This window comes from Streptomyces sp. PL-29, assembly GCF_058344425.1.
This window is the reverse complement of record NZ_CP136996.1, coordinates 656,572-673,884: the sequence shown is the minus strand read 5'-3', so window position 1 is coordinate 673,884 and position 17,313 is coordinate 656,572. Positions and strand designations below refer to the sequence as shown.

8 protein-coding genes are annotated in these 17,313 nt (G+C 73.3%); all 8 read left to right on the top strand.

The genetic code is table 11. The features are described from left to right. The 8 genes from R4Z63_RS03055 to R4Z63_RS03020 all read left to right on the top strand — a co-directional run bounded on the left by R4Z63_RS03055 (window position 1) and on the right by R4Z63_RS03020 (window position 17,271). Window positions 1-1,215: a cytochrome P450 gene (locus R4Z63_RS03055; RefSeq protein WP_037921709.1), complete on the top strand. Its 1,215-nt coding sequence runs from the start codon at window positions 1-3 to the stop codon at window positions 1,213-1,215. 15 nt (window positions 1,216-1,230) lie between these two features. Continuing rightward, the gene (locus R4Z63_RS03050; protein ID WP_384455988.1) at window positions 1,231-5,169 is read left to right on the top strand and encodes an amino acid adenylation domain-containing protein; all 3,939 of its coding nucleotides are present in this window, start codon (window positions 1,231-1,233) and stop codon (window positions 5,167-5,169) included. Continuing rightward, a complete protein-coding gene (locus R4Z63_RS03045) occupies window positions 5,169-5,813 on the top strand; it encodes a 4'-phosphopantetheinyl transferase family protein (protein ID WP_052030553.1) in 645 nt (214 codons plus the stop codon). The genes R4Z63_RS03050 and R4Z63_RS03045 overlap by 1 nt, the downstream gene beginning before the upstream one ends. 12 nt (window positions 5,814-5,825) lie before the next feature. Beyond that, a complete protein-coding gene (locus R4Z63_RS03040; protein ID WP_384455985.1) occupies window positions 5,826-6,857 on the top strand; it encodes a winged helix DNA-binding domain-containing protein in 1,032 nt (343 codons plus the stop codon). Window positions 6,858-6,975: 118 nt separating this feature from the next. Continuing rightward, a complete protein-coding gene (locus R4Z63_RS03035; protein WP_384455982.1) occupies window positions 6,976-8,253 on the top strand; it encodes an MFS transporter in 1,278 nt (425 codons plus the stop codon). 171 nt (window positions 8,254-8,424) lie between these two features. Continuing rightward, entirely contained in the window at window positions 8,425-12,516 is a 4,092-nt protein-coding gene (locus R4Z63_RS03030; RefSeq protein WP_384445002.1) for a non-ribosomal peptide synthetase, read from the top strand. Beyond that, entirely contained in the window at window positions 12,509-15,865 is a 3,357-nt protein-coding gene (locus tag R4Z63_RS03025) for a non-ribosomal peptide synthetase (RefSeq protein WP_384445000.1), read from the top strand. Before R4Z63_RS03030 ends, R4Z63_RS03025 begins: the two co-directional genes overlap by 8 nt. Next, entirely contained in the window at window positions 15,865-17,271 is a 1,407-nt protein-coding gene (locus R4Z63_RS03020) for a condensation domain-containing protein (protein WP_384444998.1), read from the top strand. The genes R4Z63_RS03025 and R4Z63_RS03020 overlap by 1 nt, the downstream gene beginning before the upstream one ends. Window positions 17,272-17,313 lie beyond the last annotated feature (42 nt).

Here is a 17,313-nt window from a genome sequence, read left to right as displayed (position 1 = left end):
ATGGAGATCGACCTGCTCGACCCGGGCCCCTTCGGCCGCAACGACTTCTGGCCGACGTTCACCTGGCTGCGCGCCAACGCGCCGGTGCACTGGCACCCCGAGCCCGGCAGCGACGACGGCGGCTTCTGGGCGCTGAGCCGGCACCGCGACATCATGAAGGTCTACGCCGACAGCGACACCTTCCTGTCGGGCCGCGGGATGCGGCTGGGCAGCGACCCCGCCGCCGTCGCCGCGGTCGCCCAGCGGATGCTCATCGTCTCCGACGTCCCGCACCACACCCGCCTCAAGCGGGCCCTCGGACAGGCCTTCGGCCCGCAGCAGATGCCGCGCCTGGAGGCCCTCGTCGAGCAGGTCGTCGCCGACCTGGTCACCGAGGCCGCCGAATGCGACGAACTGGACTTCATCGACCTCGCCAAGCAGCTGCCCAACCGGGTGGTCTGTGCCATTCTGGGCATTCCGCGCGCCGACTGGTCCTGGATCGGCGCCCTGACCACCGACGCCTTCGACTCCCCGGACGAGGCGGTGCGCAGCAGCGCCCACTCGGAGATCTTCCTGTACTTCATCGAGCTGCTCGCCGAGCGCCGGGTCCGCCCCGGCGACGACCTGGTCAGCCAGATCGCCCACGACACGCTCGTGGACGAGGGCGACGGCAGCGAACGGCCGCTCAGCGACCACGAGATCGTCTTCAACCTCAACGGCGTCCTGTCCGGAGCCAACGAGACCACCCGCTACTCGGCGGCCGGCGCGGTCCACATGTTCGCCGAGCACCCCGACCAGTGGCGGCTGCTGCGCGGTCTGGGACCCGACGGAATCGCCCCGGCGGTCGAGGAGATCCTGCGCTGGACCACGCCCGGGGTGCACGCCCTGCGCACCGCCGCCCGCGACACCGAGATCAACGGGATCCCCATCGCCGAGGGCGCCCGCGTGACCCTGTGGAACGTTTCGGCCAACCGGGACGAGGACGTCTTCGCCGACCCGCACTCCTTCCGCGTCGACCGCCGCCCCAACCGGCACGTCGCCTTCGGGCACGGCCGCCACCTCTGCCTGGGTGCCCGCCTCGCCCGCTTCGAACTCGGCGCCCTGCTCACCGAGATGCTCGCCGTACTGGACGGGTTCGAACTGACCGGTCCCGCCACCTTCAACTCGTCCAACTTCACCTGGGGGATCAACAGTCTCCCCGTGCGGCTGCTGCGCAGCCGAGCCTTCGCGAAGTAAGAAAGGGCCCGTACTGTGACCACCGCACTCGTCGACTTCAACCGTTCGGACGCCGCGTTCCCCACGACCGGGTACCCGGAACTGCTCGCCGGACAGGCCGCCCGCACCCCCACGGCCACGGCCCTCGCGCAGGGCGGCCGCACCTGGACCTACGCCGAACTGGAGGGCGCCACCAACCGCCTGGCGCACGCCCTGATCGCCCGCGGTGCCGCGCCCGGGGCCAGAATCGGCCTGTGCTATCCGCGCAGCGCCGAGTACGTCCTGGGCTCCCTGGCGATCCTCAAGACGGGCGCGGCGATCGTCGCCCTCGACCCGGTCAACCCGGACGACCGGCTCGCCGCGATGATCGGTGACGCCGACCCGCTGCTCGTCCTCGCCCCGGCCGAACTCGCCCGCCGGATACCCCAGGACGTGCCGCGGGACGAGGTCGCCACCGCCGGACAGGGCATGCCGGACACCGCGCCGCCGTCCGTGACCGGGCCCGACACCGTCAGCCACCTCATCTACACCTCCGGCTCCACCGGCACCCCGAAGGCCGTCCTGGAACGGCACGGCGCGCTCACCAACCTGGTCCACTGGACCACCCGCGCCTACGGGGTCCGCCCCGGCGACCGCGCCTCGTGGATGTCCACCCCCGGCTTCGCCGTCCAGATCATGGAGTGGCTGGCCTACCTGCCGGCCGGCGCCGCGATCCACATCCCCGAGGCGGGCCAGGCGCAGACCCCCGAACAGATCCGCGACTGGCTGGCCGGCGAGGGCATCACCCACACCATGCTGGTGGCCGCACTGGCCGAGCCCGTGTGGGGCCTGAGGTGGCCGGCGGACACGGCGCTGCGGATCCTGGTGACCACGGCCGAACGCGTCCACAGCTGGCCGCCCGTCGACACCCCCTTCCGGGTGGTGATGACCTACGGAACCACCGAGACCACCAACGTCCTGTCCTGCTTCGACCTGGGCGCGGGTACCGACTTCACCAGTCAGGCCACGCCGGAGGAGGTCCGTGCCACCCGCCAGGTCCCGGTCGGCGTGCCCATCGCCAACCTCCGCGTCCACCTCCTGGACGACGACGGCCGTCCGGTTCCCGAGGGGGAGGTCGGCCGGCTGCACGTCTCCGGCGCCGGGGTGGCGGCCGGCTACCACGGCCGCCCCGAGCTCACCGCCGCCACGTTCCACCCGAACTTCGTCGAGGGCGACCCGCACCCGGTGCTCTACGACACCGGCGACCTCGCCCGCCGGCGCGAGGACGGGGCCGTCGAGCTCCTCGGCCGGTCCGACTCGCAGGTCAAGATTCGGGGCTTCCGCGTGGAGCTCGGCGAGGTCGAGACGCACATCGCGCGCCTCGACGGCATCGCCGAGGCGGTCGTCGTCGCCCAGGAGCGCGACCCCGGCGGCAAGCGGCTCGTCGCCTACGCGTCCCCGGCCGGCGGGGCCGAGCCCGACCCGGCCGGCGTGCGCGCCGACCTCGCCCGCACCCTGCCCTACTACATGGTCCCCGCCGCCGTCGTCGTGCTGCCCGCCCTCCCGCGGCTGCCCAACGGCAAGGTCGACCGGCGCAGCCTGCCCGAGCCCCCCGAGGGCCGCGACGGCGTCGGCGCCGGCTACGAGGCACCGCGCAACGAGGTCGAGGACGGCCTGAGCCGGCTGTGGGCCGACGCGTTCCGCACCGACGGCATCGGTGTCCACGACAACTTCTTCGAGCTGGGCGGACACTCGCTGCTCGCCTTCCAGCTCATCGACGAGATCCGCCGCCGCTACGGCGTCGAGCTGAGCCTCTCCGACCTGTCCACCTGCCCCACGGTCGCCGAGCTCGCCACCCTGGTCACCACCGAACGCGCCGGTGGCCGCGGCTCCTTCGGCGGACTCCCGGCGATCGTCCCCGACCCGGCCGCCCGCTTCGAGCCCTTCCCGCTGACCGAAAGTCAGCAGGCCCTGTGGATCGGCCGGGGCGGGCTCGTCGAGCTCGGCAACGTCGGCTGCCACGGCTACTTCGAGTGGGAGAGCGAGAAGCTCGACGTACCGCGCTTCGAGGGTGCCTGGCGCCGACTCGTCGAACGCCACGACGCCCTGCGCACCCGGGTCCTGCCCGATGGCACCCAGCAGGTCTTCGAGGAGATCCCGGCGTACGAGATCCCCGTGACCGACTTCGGCGGCCTCGACGAGGAGACCCGGACGGCGGAACTGGCCGCCCTGCGCGAGCGGCTCTCCCACCAGGTCCTGGACGCCGACGCCTGGCCGCTGTTCGACGTGCGGATCAGCCTGCTCGGCGGCGGGCGTGCCCGCATCCACCTGTCGCTGGACTTCCTCGTCGCCGACGCCTGGAGCTACTTCCAGGTCCTCGTCCCTGACCTGGTCACCTACTACGTCGAACCGGACGCCGAACTCGCCCCGCTGGAGCTGACCTTCCGCGACTACGTGCTCGCCGTAAGCAATTCGCTGCGCGACAGCGAGATCTACCGGCGTTCCGAGTGGTACTGGCGCGACCGTCTCGCCACCCTCCCGCCCGCGCCCGCGCTCCCCGAGCGTCCGGCCGACGCACCCGAACTGCCCGTCCGGTTCGAACGGCGCAGCCACATCGTCTCCCCGGAGCTGTGGACGCGCATCCAGGAGCGGGCACACGCCCGCGAGGTGACCCCCTCCGGGGTGCTGGCCGCCGCCTACGCCGAGGTCCTCGGCAGGGCCTGCGGGCAGGCCCGCTTCACCATCAACTTCCCGCTCTTCAACCGGCTTCCGCTGCACCCCCAGGTCAACGCCCTGCTCGCGGACACCACCACCACCCTGCTGCTCGCCGTCGAACAGCAGGACTCCACCTTCGCCGGACGCGCGCAGGCCGTCCAGCGCCGTCTTTGGGCCGACCTGGAACACCGTTACTTCAGCGGGGTGCAGGTGCTGCGCGAGCTGACCAAGCTGCGCGGCTCCCTCGCACCGGCCATGCCCGTGGTGATGACCAGTCTGGCCGGCCACCCGCCGCAGTACGAGGAGACCGAACTCGGCGCCCCGGTCTACGGCATCTCCCAGACCCCCCAGGTCTCCCTCGACTTCCAGGTCTTCGAGAAGCCCGAGGGGCTCACCTTCAACTGGGACTTCCTGCCCGCCGTCTACCCGGACGGGCTCATCGACGCCATGTTCGAGGAGTTCACCGCCCTGCTGCAGGCCCTCGGAGAGGACGAGGTCTGGGAGCGGTACTCCCCGCCGCCCGGCGAGGAGGGGACCGACAGCGGCAAGGCCGAGGAACGTGACACGGGCGACGCCTGGGAGCGCTACTGGGCCGGCATCCAGCGCACCGGCCGCGGCGGCGACGTCATCTGGGACGCCGACAGCGGCGAGGAGTTCCGGTGGCTCCTGGACCAGGCCAAGCGGCACTTCCGGGGCGACCTGCCGCTCATCGACCTCGGCTGCGGCAACGGCCGCTACAGCCGCGAACTCGCCCCGCACTACCCGTCGGTCATCGGTGTCGACGTCTCCTCCAGCGCCATCGACCACGCCAAGCGGGAAGCCGAGGGCGTGGCGAACGTCGACTACCTGGCGATCGACATGACCGACGCCGAACAGGCAGCAGTGCTGGGGGAGGGGCCCTACAACATCTTCGTCCGCGGTGTCTTCCACGTCCTGGACACCGAGGCGCGGGCCCGGCTCGCCGCGGTCGCCGACCGGCTGCTGGGCGACGAGGGCACGCTGATCGTGCACGAGCCCGACTACTCCAGCAACTCCTTCGGCTACCTGGGCTTCGTGGGAGGCAAGCGCGGCCGCGCCGAGGACCTGGTCGGCCCGCTGGAGGCGGCCGGTGTCCGCCACTCGCACCGCTTCACCCGGCCCGAACTGGCCGAGGCGTTCGGCGCGGACGGCTGGGAGATCGTCGAGGACGAGGCGATAGAACTGCATGCCATCGACCCCCGGTCGGACTCCGACGCGTTGCGGCTGCCCGGCTACTACGCGGTGCTGCGCCGCAGGCGCTGATGGCCGGTCTCGCACTGGCCGGGCCGACCGGGGCGGTGCTGGCCGCGGCCGGGGACGTACGGGAGCTGCTGACCCGTACCGAACTGGACCGCGCCGGCGCCCTCCGGTCGGCCGCCGACCGGGAGGACTTCCTGGCCGCGCACGCACTGGTCCGGCTCTGTGCCGGGCGGCTTCTGGGCCGCCCGGCCCAGAGCCTCACCGTCGTTCAGCGCTGCGGCTCCTGCGACCGGCCGCACGGCAGGCCGCGGCTCGCCGAGGTGCCCGGCACCGCCGTCAGCCTGGCGCACACCCGGGGCTGGGTCGCGGCCGCCGCGGCCGGCGGCCCGGTGGGCGTGGACGTGGAGGCCGTCGAGGAGGCGGAGATGGACTGGCGGACGGCCGAAGCGGTCTGCACCGGAAAGGAACTGGCCGCCCTGCGGTCGGACACCCACCCGCGGCGCGCTTTCCTGCGCCAGTGGGTGCGAAAGGAGTCCCTGGTCAAGGTCGGGGCGGGCACGCTCGACGAGCCCGCCCGCCTCGACGTTCCCGTGTACGGGCAGGAGCCGCCGCGCTGGCACGGCTGGCGGCTGCTGGACTGGGGTGGAGCGGAGGCCGTCGGATGCGTGGCGGCCCGCGAGGAGATGCGGCTGCGGCTGCTCGGCTGAAAGACTGGACACGTGGAACGACGTACGACCGAACGGCTGCTCAGGGCGCGCGCACAGGCGATCGGGGAGGAGGTCCGGGAGGAGTCCGTCGCCGGCGTCCTCGGCCGGGTGCTGGCGATCCAGGCCCAGGACCTGCCCGCGGCCGAGCTCGGACTGCGGGTGCGGGCCCGCGGGCTGACGCGGGAGGCGGTGCGCCGGGCCACCGACATCGAACGCACCGCCGTCCGGGGCTGGTTCATGCGGGGAACCCTCCAACTCGTGCCTGCAGCCGACGCCCGCTGGCTGCTGGCCCTGTTCGGCCCCGTCTACCTGGCCCTCGCCGCGCGGCGCCTGCGCGAGCTCGGCCTCGACGAGGCCCTGTGCACGCGTGCGGAGCGGCTCATCGCCGACGCGATCGCCGCGGAGGGCCCGCTGACCCGCGCCCGGCTCACCGACCGGCTCACCACCCTCGGGGTCGAGCCGAAGGGACAGGCCGCATTCCACCTCATCCGCCGCGCGGCCCTGGCCGGCCTCATCTGCCACGGACCACAACAGGGCGGCGAGGCCACCTTCGTCCTCCTCGACGACTGGTTGCCCGCCACCGGATCCCTGCCGTACACGGGGGAGGCGGCCGTACGGGAGCTGGCGCGGCGTTACCGCGCCGCCCACGGCCCGTCCGACGCCCTGGACTTCGTCCACTGGTCGGGACTGAAGACCACGACGGGCAGGAACGCATGGGCCGCCGTACGCGACACCGGCCCCGAAGCCCCTCCCGCCCCCGGCGAACCCGACGTACGGCTGCTGCCGGCCTACGACAACTACCTCGTCGGCTATCGCAGCCGTGACCTGTCGGTGCCCGCCGAGCACGAACGCCGGGTGTGGCCCGGCGGCGGACAGATCCGCGCCACCGTGGTGGTCGACGGCCTGGCCGTCGGCACCTGGTCCGGCGGCCGACGAGGGGCGCCGGTCACGGTCGAGCCCTTCCCCGGGTCCGAGCCGCCGAGCCCCGCCGTGGCCGCCGGAATCGCCCGCGAGAGCGCCGACATCGCACGCTTCTCCAGCTGAACCATCGCATGTCTACAAGCGTTCTATAGTCCCGGAATTCATAACCGGGGTCTAACTCGCGGTCCATAGCGTCGGTGCCGTCCGACAATTCCGTACCCAATCAGAAAAGGGCGTCGACATGGCACTCGGTCGGCATTCCGATTTCAATCGCCTGTGGTTCGGGCAGACCGTCAGCAACTTCGGCGACAAGATCTCCCTTCTCGCGCTGCCGACCCTCGCGGTCGTGGTGCTGGACGGCGGAGCCTTGGAGGTCGGCGTGCTCGGCGCGCTGCGCTTCCTCCCCTTCCTGCTGCTCGCCCCGATCGCCGGGCTGGTGGCCGACCGGGTCTCCAGGCGCACCGTCATGATCGTCGCCGACCTGGGCCGCTTCCTGGCCCTGGGGACGATCCCGCTGGCGTTCGCCCTCGACTCCGTCACCATGACGCACATCTTCATCGTGGCCGGCATCACCGGCTGCCTGACGACCTTCTTCGAGGTCTCGTACCAGTCCTGGCTGCCCCAGCTCATCGGTACCGAGAACCTCATCGAGGGCAACACCAAGCTGCAGATCAGCCGCAGCGTCGCCGAGGCGGTCGGCGCGGGCGCCGGTGGCGCACTCATCCAGCTGCTCGGCGCCGCACGCGCCATCACCGCCGACGCGTTCACCTTCCTCGTCTCGCTCGTCGCCCTGCTGGTCATCCGCCACCGGGACGTGCGCGAGCGGACCGAGGAGCGGAAGGCCTCCGCGAAGGCGGAGATGAAGGAGGGCATGAAGACCCTCTTCGGCAACCCGGTCCTGCGCGGCCTGTTCACCGCCAACGTCGTGGTCAACCTCGGTGCCGCGATGGGCGACGCGATCCTGATCGTCTACGCCTACAAGGAGCTGAACCTCAGCCCCGGCCAGGTCGGTGCCGCATTCGCCGTCATGTCGGTCTTCGTCATCGTCGGCGCGGTGCTCTCCGAGGTCGTCTCCAAGAAGCTCTCGGTGGGCCGCCTGCTGGTGATCACCGCGGTGGTGCTCGGCGCCGGCTACATCCTGGTCCCGACGGGCGGCGCGCTCGGCGGCTTCGTCGGCCTGATCGTCGTCCAGGCCGTCATCGGCTTCGTCTCCCCGATGTTCGACATCCACGTCCTGAGCCTCGTGCAGGGTGTCACCCCGAACGAGCAGATGGGCCGCGTCAGCGGCACCGCGCTCTCCGCGGTGTACGGCGCCCTGTCCCTCGGCTACTTCGCCGGCGGCGCGCTCGGCGAGGCGGTCGGCCTGACCGGCGGCCTCGCGGTGGCCGGCACCGTCACCATCATCGGCGGCCTGACCCTGCTCAGCGGGCCGGTCGCCAAGATCAAGGAAATGCCCGGCGGCGACGACACCGCCGAGGAGGGATCTCCGGCCTCCGACGAGACCAGGATCACCGCCTGACCGGCACCTCCAGAGGTGTGGAGTGGGTGCCGGCCCAACGGCACCCACTCCACACTGCGCCCCGCACACCGGCACATCCCCACCCGGCACATCCCCACCCGGCGCCGCCGCACGCGGCGTCCCCCTCGCCGTATCCCTCTCCCGACTCCCGAAGACGCACGGAGGCTCAAGGTGAGCGAGTCCCTCGCCGAACGCATAGCCGCACTGCCGAAGTCCCGCAGGGCACTGTTCCAGGCCCTGACGGGCCGCAACGGCGGGCGTGCCGCCGTACGGGAGGACCCTGAGCCGGCACCCCGTGACCCCGCCGACCCGCCGGTGCTCTCCTTCGCACAGCGCCGGCTCTGGTTCATCGACCAGCTCCAGCCCGGCAGCCCCGCCTACAACGTGCCAGTGGCCACCCGCATCCGGGGCCCGCTGGACGTCCCCGCCCTGCACGCCGCGCTCCAGGACGTCGTCGACCGGCACGAGGTCCTGCGCACCGTCTACACCTACCAGGAGGGCGCCTCCGAGGCCCTGCCCCGCGTGGTGGACGGATTCCGGCTGCCCCTGCCGCTGACCGAACTGCCCGACGAGGCATCCGTCCGACCGTTCTACGACGCGGACGCGGGCGCCCCCTTCGACCTGGCCGGCGCCGTCCCGCTGAGGGCCCGGCTCGGCCGCCTCGGCGCCGAGGACCACGTCCTCGTCCTCAACCTCCACCACATCGTCACCGACGGCTGGTCGATGCGGATCCTCTACACCGAACTGGAGCGCGCCTACGCGGCCCGCACCGGCGCTGCCGCCGAGGCGAACACCCCGCTCGCCCTCCAGTACGCCGACTTCGCCACCTGGCAGCGCCGCCGCGTCAGCGGTGACCGGTTGGAGGCACTCACCTCCTTCTGGCAGGAGGAGCTCGGCGGAGCCGTACCCGTGGACCTGCCCACCGACCGGCCCCGGCCCCCCGTCTTCGGTCACGCCGGAGCCTCCCGCTACATCGACCTGCCGCCCCAGCTGATCGCCCGGCTCCGCGCGTTCGGCAAGTCCGAGGGCGCCACCCTCTACATGACGATGCTGGCCGGGTTCGCCGCCACGCTGCGCCGCTGGACCGGCCAGGAGGACATCGTCGTCGGTACCTCCGTCTCCGGCCGCGACCACCCGGCCTTCAGCGACCTCATCGGCTTCTTCGTCAACACCCTGCCGCTGCGCATCAGAACCGGCGGAGACCCCGTCTTCGCCGAACTGGTCCGTGCCACCCGCCACACCACCCTCCAGGCGTACGCACACCAGGAACTGCCCTTCGACCTCATCGTCGACACGCTCGGACTGCCCCGTGACCCCAGCCGGCCGCCGCTCACCTCCGTGATGTTCCTGCTCGACGAGACCCCGGACACCGCCCCCGGCCTGGCCGGCCTCGCGACCGAGCCCATCGACTTCTCCTCGCACGCCACCAAGTACGACCTCATGATCAGCGTCCACGACACCGGCACCGCGGTCCGCGCCCTCGTGGAATACCCCACCGCCCTGTTCGACGCCTCGACCGTGGACCGGCTGCTCGGCCACTTCCTCACCACCCTCGAAGGCGCCGTCGACCGCCCGGACGCCCCGCTGTCGACCCTGCCGCTGCTCACCGACGCCGAACGGGCCGCCGCCCTGGACGACTGGAACGCCACCCGCGCCCCCTTCCCCCAGGACGCCTGCCTGCACCACCTGTTCGAGCAGCACGCCGACCGCCGGCCCGACGCACCCGCCGTGGTGCTCGGCGGAGTCGGCGGCTGGAGCGTCACCTACCGGGAGCTGGAGGAACGCGCCAACCGCCTCGCCCACCGGCTCGTCGAGTCGGGGGCGGGTCCCGGCCGGACCGTGGCGCTGTGCCTGCGCCGCGGTCCCGGACTGGTCACCGCGATCCTCGCCGTCCTCAAGGCCGGCGGGGCCTACGTACCGCTCGACCCGGACTACCCCGCCGAACGCCTCGCCCTGCTGCTGAAGGACGCCGCACCGCCCATCGTCGTCTCCGACGCCGAACTGATCGGCCGGCTCCCCGTGCCGGACGGCACCGCGCGCGTGCTCCTGGACACCGACCGGGCCGTCCTCGCCGAACTGCCCGCCACCCGGCCCGAGGCGCCCGTCACCGCCCGGGACCTCGCCTACGTCATCTTCACCTCGGGCTCCACCGGCACCCCCAAGGGGATCGCCCTGGAACACCGCGGCGTCGTCAACAACCTCCTCGACCTCAACCGTTCCTACGGCATCGGCCCCGCGGACTCCGTGCTCGCCCTGTCCTCGCCCAGCTTCGACATGAGCGTCTACGAAACCCTCGGCATCCTGGCGGCGGGCGGCACGCTCGTCCTGCCCGACCCCGCCGCCGCCAAGGACCCGGCGCACTGGGCCGATCTCGTCGAGCGGCACGGAGTCACCGTCTGGAACTCCGCCCCCGCCCTCCTCGGCCTCCTGGTCGACCAGCTCGAACACACCGGCGGCCCCCGGCTGCCGAAACTGCGCACCGCCTTCCTCGGCGGCGACTGGATCCCCGTCACCCAGCCCGACCGGATCCGCACCTTCGCGCCGGAGCTGTCCTTCGCGGCACTGGGCGGGGCGACCGAGGCGTCGATCCACTCGGTGGAGTTCCGGGTCGGCCGCGTCGACCCGCAGTGGACGAAGCTCCCCTACGGGCGCCCCATGGCCAACCAGCGCACCTACATCCTCGATGCCCACGACCGCCTCGTCCCCGTCGGCGTGCCCGGCGAACTCCACCTCGGTGGGGTCGGACTGGCCCGCGGCTACCTGAACCGGCCGGAGCTCACCGAGGAGAAGTTCGTCCACGTCGAGCTGGCACCCGGCCGCACCGAACGGCTCTACCGCACCGGCGACCTGGCCCGCTACGGCGCGGACGGCACCATCGAGCTGCTCGGCCGCACCGACTTCCGGATCAAGCTCAACGGGCTCCGCATCGAACCCGGCGAGGTGGAAAGCGCGCTGCGCGGCCGCCCCGGTGTCCGCGAGGCCGTCGTCGCCGCCCGCCGCTCCGCCGCCGGGTCCGACCGCCTCGTCGGCTACGTCGTCCCCGAGGCCGGCGCCGCCCTGGACACCGCCGCCCTGAGGACCGCGCTCGGCGCGGTCCTCCCGCCGCACTGCGTCCCCGCCGAGCTGGTGCTGCTGGAGCGGCTGCCGCTGAGCCCCAACGGCAAGGTGGACCGGGGCGCGCTGCCCGACCCGCGCCCGGCCGCCCCCGCCGCACACCTGCCCGCCGCCGCTCCCGCGCACGGCGACGGCGACCCCGTCGCGCTGCGGATCGCCGCCGTCTGGGCCGAGGTGCTGGGCGTGGCCGACGTGGCCCCCGGGGACGACTTCTTCGCCCTCGGCGGAGACTCCTTCGCCGCCGTGCGCGCCGTCCGGGCCGTCGCCGCCGCCCTGCCGGACGGCGGGGCCGCCGCCCTGCGCGTCGTCGACCTCTTCAGCAATCCGACCCCGGCCGGCCTCGCCGCCCGCAGCGCCGAACTCAGCGACCCCGGAACCCGGGCGCACAGCCTGCTGCACCGGCTCACCCCCGAACGCCCCGCCGGCACCACCGCGCTGACCCTGGTCTGCTTCCCGCACGGCGGTGGCGATGCCATCGCCTACCAGCCCCTCGCGGCCCAGCTCCCCCCGCACATCGAGCTCCTGGCCGTCTCCCCGCCCGGGCACGACCCGCTGCGCCCCGGCCCGATGCTGCCGGTCGCCGAGTTCGCCGAACTCGCCGCCGAGGAGATCGCCCGCACCGTGCGGGGCCCGTACGCGGTCTATGGCCACTGCGCCGGAGTCGTCACCGCACTGGAGACCACCCACGTCCTCGAACGCAGGGGACAGCGTCCGATCGCCCTGGACCTCGCCGCCGCCCTCCCGGAGGAGGACCCGGAGTACGCCCTGGAGATGGAACGGACCTCCGGCGACGACGACCTCGTCGCGTACCTGACCACCATGGACGGCTTCGACGGCGTCCTGGACGACCGCGACCTCAGCGCCGTCCTGCGGATGGTGCGGCACGACATGACCGAAGCCGCCCGGTTCTTCGCCCGCACCCCCGGCGGCTACGACCGGCCCCTGGCCACCCCGCTCACCTGCATCATCGGCGACGCCGACGACGCCACCGAGGGCTACGAGGACGGGTACCGCGCCTGGGGCCGGTACGCCGCCGACGTACGGCTCGCCGTGATCCCCGGCGGTCGCCACTACTTCGCCAAGCACCTGCCCGACCGGCTCGCCGCCCTGCTCGCAGACCTGCACCGCAACGGAGGAAACCATGTCTGATCTCGCCGAACGGCTCGGCCGCCTGCCCCAGGGACAGCGCTCCCGGCTGCTGGGGAGAATGCGCAACCAGATGACGGCCGGTGTGGGCCGCCGCATCGAACTCAAGCGCGCCGACCACGGACCGCGCTCCCGCTCCTCCTTCCAGCAGGAGCAGATGTGGTTCGTCGACAAGCTCGGCGCCGGCAAGGCCCGCAACAACATAGCCCTGTCCATAGCGCTGGGCGGTCCGCTCGACCGGGCCGCCCTGCACGAGGCCCTCAACGCAGTCGTGGCCCGGCACCAGGTGCTCCACAGCAAACTCGTCGAGATCGACGGGGTCCCCTGGCAGGAGCCCGTCCCCTCCTTCGTCCTCGGCGTCCAGAGCACCGACCTGTCGGGCAGCGAGGACGCCGACCGCGAACTGGCCGAGCTCACCGCCGACTGCGCCGCCGCCCCCTTCGACCTGGCCGCCGCCCCGCCCGTGCGCGCCCACCTCGTACGCCTCGCCGAGGACCGGCACGTCCTGCTCTGGGTCGTCCACCACATCGCCTGGGACCCGGGATCGACCCGGATCTTCACCGAGGAGCTGACCGCCAGCTACGCCGCGGCCGCCGCCGGCCGGCGTCCCGAGGCCCCCGGACTCGCCGTCGAGTACGCCGACTTCGCTGCCTGGCAGCGGGCCAAGCTGGAGAACGACGAGCACGGCCGGGCGCTCGCCGCCAAATGGCGCCAGATCCTCGCCGGCGCCGTCGCCACCGAGGTCATGCCCGACCACCCGCGCGGTCCCGAAACCCGTGGTGACGGCCGCGGTCTGAAGCTGAACCTCGACCAGAAGCTGCTCGACCGGCTCACCGAACTGGCCGACGCCAACAGCACCACCGTCTTCACCACCCTGCTGGCCGCCTTCAACGCGCTGCTCAGGCACTGGACCCGGACCGAGGACGTCGTCGTCGGCACGGCCAGCGCCTCCCGCCCGCACCCCGACCTGGAACGGGTCATCGGCTGCTTCGTCCAGATGATCACCCTGCGCACCGAGGTCACCGACGCGCTCACCTTCCGCGAGCTCGTCACCCGTACCGCGGCCTCCGTGATGGACTCCTTCACCAGCAGCGAACTGCCCTTCGAGCAGGTCGTGGAGGCCGTCCGCCCGGTCCGCGACCCGCTGCGCCACCCGCTCTTCCAGATCGAGTTCACTTCCCTCGGCCGGTGGGGCACCCACCGGGCACAGGCCGCGGACGTCGAGTTCGCCATGGACCAACTGCACGACGGCGCAGCCAAGTTCGACATGAGCTTCCTCGTCGGCGAGAACGACGGCCTGGAACTCTCCCTGGAGTACAACACCTCCCTCTACCGGCACGGCACGGCCAGCGCCCTGCTCACCGCCTTCAAGCAGGTCCTGGAGCAGGTCGCCGAGAACCCCGACCTTCGGGTCGGCGACATCAGCCTGGTCGAGGAGCCGGCCGCCTCCCGGCACGCCCGCGAGCTCTCGCGGGGCGGCCCGGTCGACGAGGCGGCCTGGACCACCACCCTGGACCGCGCCTTCCGCGAGCGGGCCACCATCCACCCCGACGCCGTCGCCGTCCGGCACGGCACCACCCGGCTGGACTACGCGGCCCTCGACCGCTGGTCCGAGGCCATCGCCCACCGGCTGCGCGACCGCGGCGTCGGACACGGCGACCCCGTCGCGGTGTGCGTGGCCCGCGGCCCGGCCGCCGTCGCCGGAGTCCTCGGCGTCCTGAAGGCCGGCGCCCACTACATCCCGGTCGACCCGGCCGCCCCGGCCGAGCGGACCCGCACGGTCCTCGCCGATGCCAAGGTCCGCCACGCCCTCGTCGACGAGAGCGCGCAGCTGCCCGTACCGCTGGAGCTGGTCACTACCGGGAGTGCGGCCCCGGTCCGCGAGGTGCCCTCCCTCGCCCTCAGCTCCACCCCCGCCGACCTGGCCTACGTGCTCTACACCTCCGGCAGCAGCGGAACCCCCAAGGGGGTCATGATCGAGCACCGCTCGGTCACCCACTTCTCCCGCACCATCGCCAAGGCGTACGAGATCGGGGCCGCGGACCGGGTGCTGCAGTTCGCTCCGCTCACCTTCGACGTCTCCGTCTTCGAGATCTTCACCACGCTGCTCGCCGGCGGCTCCCTCGTCATCGCCACCGACGACGAACGCCGCGACCCCGCCCTGCTCCAGGCCCGGATGCGCGCGGACGCGGTCACCGTCGCCGAACTCCCGCCCGCGCTGCTGCCGCTGCTCGACCAGGCGGCCCTGCCCGACCTGCGCCTGGTCTCGGTCGGCGGCGAGGCCTTCCCCGGCCGGCTGGTCGCCGAATGGACCGCGGGGGAGCGCCGGTTCGTCAACGGCTACGGCCCGACCGAAGCCACCGTCGCGGTGACGCTGATGGACTGCACCGGCAGTTACGACCGCAACCCGCCCATCGGCCGCCCCATGCCCGGTCACCAGGCGTTCGTGCTCGACGAGCGCCTGCGTCCGGTGCCCCCGGGCGTCCCCGGCGAACTGTGCGTGGCCGGACCCGGCGTGGCCCGCGGCTACCTGGGACGCCCCGACCTCACCGCCGAACGCTTCGCGGACAACCCCTACGGCGACGGTCCCGAGACGGCACGCCTCTACCGCACCGGCGACCTCGTCCGCTGGCTGCCCGGCGGCAACCTCGACTTCCTCGGACGCACCGACCGCCAGCTCAAGGTCCGCGGCCACCGGATCGAGCCGGGCGAGGTCGAGGCCGTCCTGACCGGGCACCCCTCCGTGCAGCAGGCCGTGGTGGTGGCCCAGCCCGCCGCGGGCGGCGAGCGCATGCTGGCCGCCTACGTCACCGTCGAGCAGGTCGGCTCCTACGCCTCGGAGGTCGCCGACGCCGAGGGCCTGCGCGCCTACACGGCCGTCCGGCTCCCCGGCTACATGGTCCCGGTCGTCGTCGTCCTGGACGAGCTGCCGCTGACCCCGCACGGCAAGGTCGACACCGCCGCCCTGCCCCTGCCCACCGAGCAGTCGGCGCAGGGCGGGACCCCGCCGCGTGACGCCGTCGAGGAGCAGATCTGCCGCGACATCCTCACCCCGCTCCTGGAGTGGCAGAACCCGGACGTGGAAGGCGACTTCTTCGCCCTGGGCGGCAGCTCCCTCCAGGCCACCATCGTGGTGTCCCGGGTGCGGGCCCTCTTCGGCATCGACATCGCCCTGGCCGACTTCTTCGGCCGTCCCACCGTCGCGGGCCTGGCCGAACTCGTCCGCGCCGCGAAGGCCGAGGCCGCAGGCGAACAGGATCGGCTGCTCGCGGTCTTCGAGCAGATCGAGAACATGAGCGACGAAGAGGCCGCCGCGCTCCTCGGCTCCCTCCAGCAGCCGGAGGGACCCTGATGGCCGGACCGGCAGGGCTGGAGGGGGCGCTCGCCGCACTCCCCGAGGGCAAGCGCGAACTCGCCCGCCTGATGCTGGCCGCCCGCCGGCCCGTCCCCGCACACCCGGCCCCGCGCCCCGGCGCGGGGCCGGTCCCGCCGACCGCCCTGCAGACCCGGCTGTGGCGCCGGGAGCGCACCCACCCGGCCGTCGCCACCGGCTCGCACGCGCTCCGGCTGGCCGGCCCGCTCGATCCGCAGCGGCTGACCGGGGCCCTCACCGCGGTGCTGCGCCGCCACGAGGCGCTGCGCACCCGGCTGGTCCGCTCCACCGCCGGCCAGCCGCGGCTCCACGTGGACGAGGAACCGGCCCTGCGGCTCACCCGGGCCGACCTGTCGGGCTTCACCCCGCGGGCCGCGGCCGAACGGACGGCCCAGCAGCTCACCGAGAGCGCCTCCACCGTCCTGGACCTGGAGAGCGGCCGCACCAGCGCGTTCCGGCTGCTGCGGACCGCTCCCGACGAGCACGTCCTGATCCTCGCCTCCCACCTCGCGGTCTTCGACGGCTGGTCCTCGGGGGTCTTCCTCGCGGACCTCGCCGCCGGCTACCGCGCGGGTCCCGAGGCCCTCACCCCGCCAGAGCTGCAGTTCCCCGACTACGCCGACTGGCAGCACCGCTGGCTTGCCGGACCGGACGGCACCGCCGAACTGGAGCGCCGCCGTGCCGTGTTCGCGGCCGACCCGCCCGCGCCCCGGGCCCCCGGCGGCTTCGAGCGCGGACACCTGCCCGTACGGCTGGCCCGCGGGCCCGTCGACGCCGGGCTGGAGCTGGGCGCGGCCGAGGGGGCCACCCCGTTCATGACCCTGCTGGCCGCGCTCGCCGTCGTACTGGCCCGCAGGGACGACCGTACCTCCGTGGTGATCGGCACTCCGGCCGCCGGCCGGTTCGCCGCACCGCTGGAGGGCGCGGTCGGGCAGTACACCACCGTGGTGCCGATCCGGCTCGACCTCGCGGGCGGACCGACCTTCCGCGAGCTCCTGCTCCGTACCCGCACCGCGGTGGCCGATGCCCTGGCCCACCAGCGCCTGCCCGTGGACGTGCTGTTCGGCGACGGCACGCCCCCGCCGTACAACGTCCTGTTCGCCCTGCACAACTACCCGGCCGTACCGCTGGACCTGCCCGGCATCGAGGTCGGTCAGCTGCCCGGGCCACCCGCCCGCCACCTGGAGCTTTACAGCCCCGACCCGGCCGCGGCCCTGGCCTGCGTCGGTCTGGTCGAGCGGGACGGCGAGATCGGCGGAACCGCCGAGTACAACCGGCACGCGGCCACGCCCGAGGACGTGCGGGGCCTGCTCACCGGCATCGAGGAGGTGCTGGACCGGGCCGTCACCGCGCCCGCGTCCCCGGTCGGCACCAGCCGGCACTGAGCCGGGGCCGGGGCCCCACGGCCCCGGCCTCCTCGCCGACCC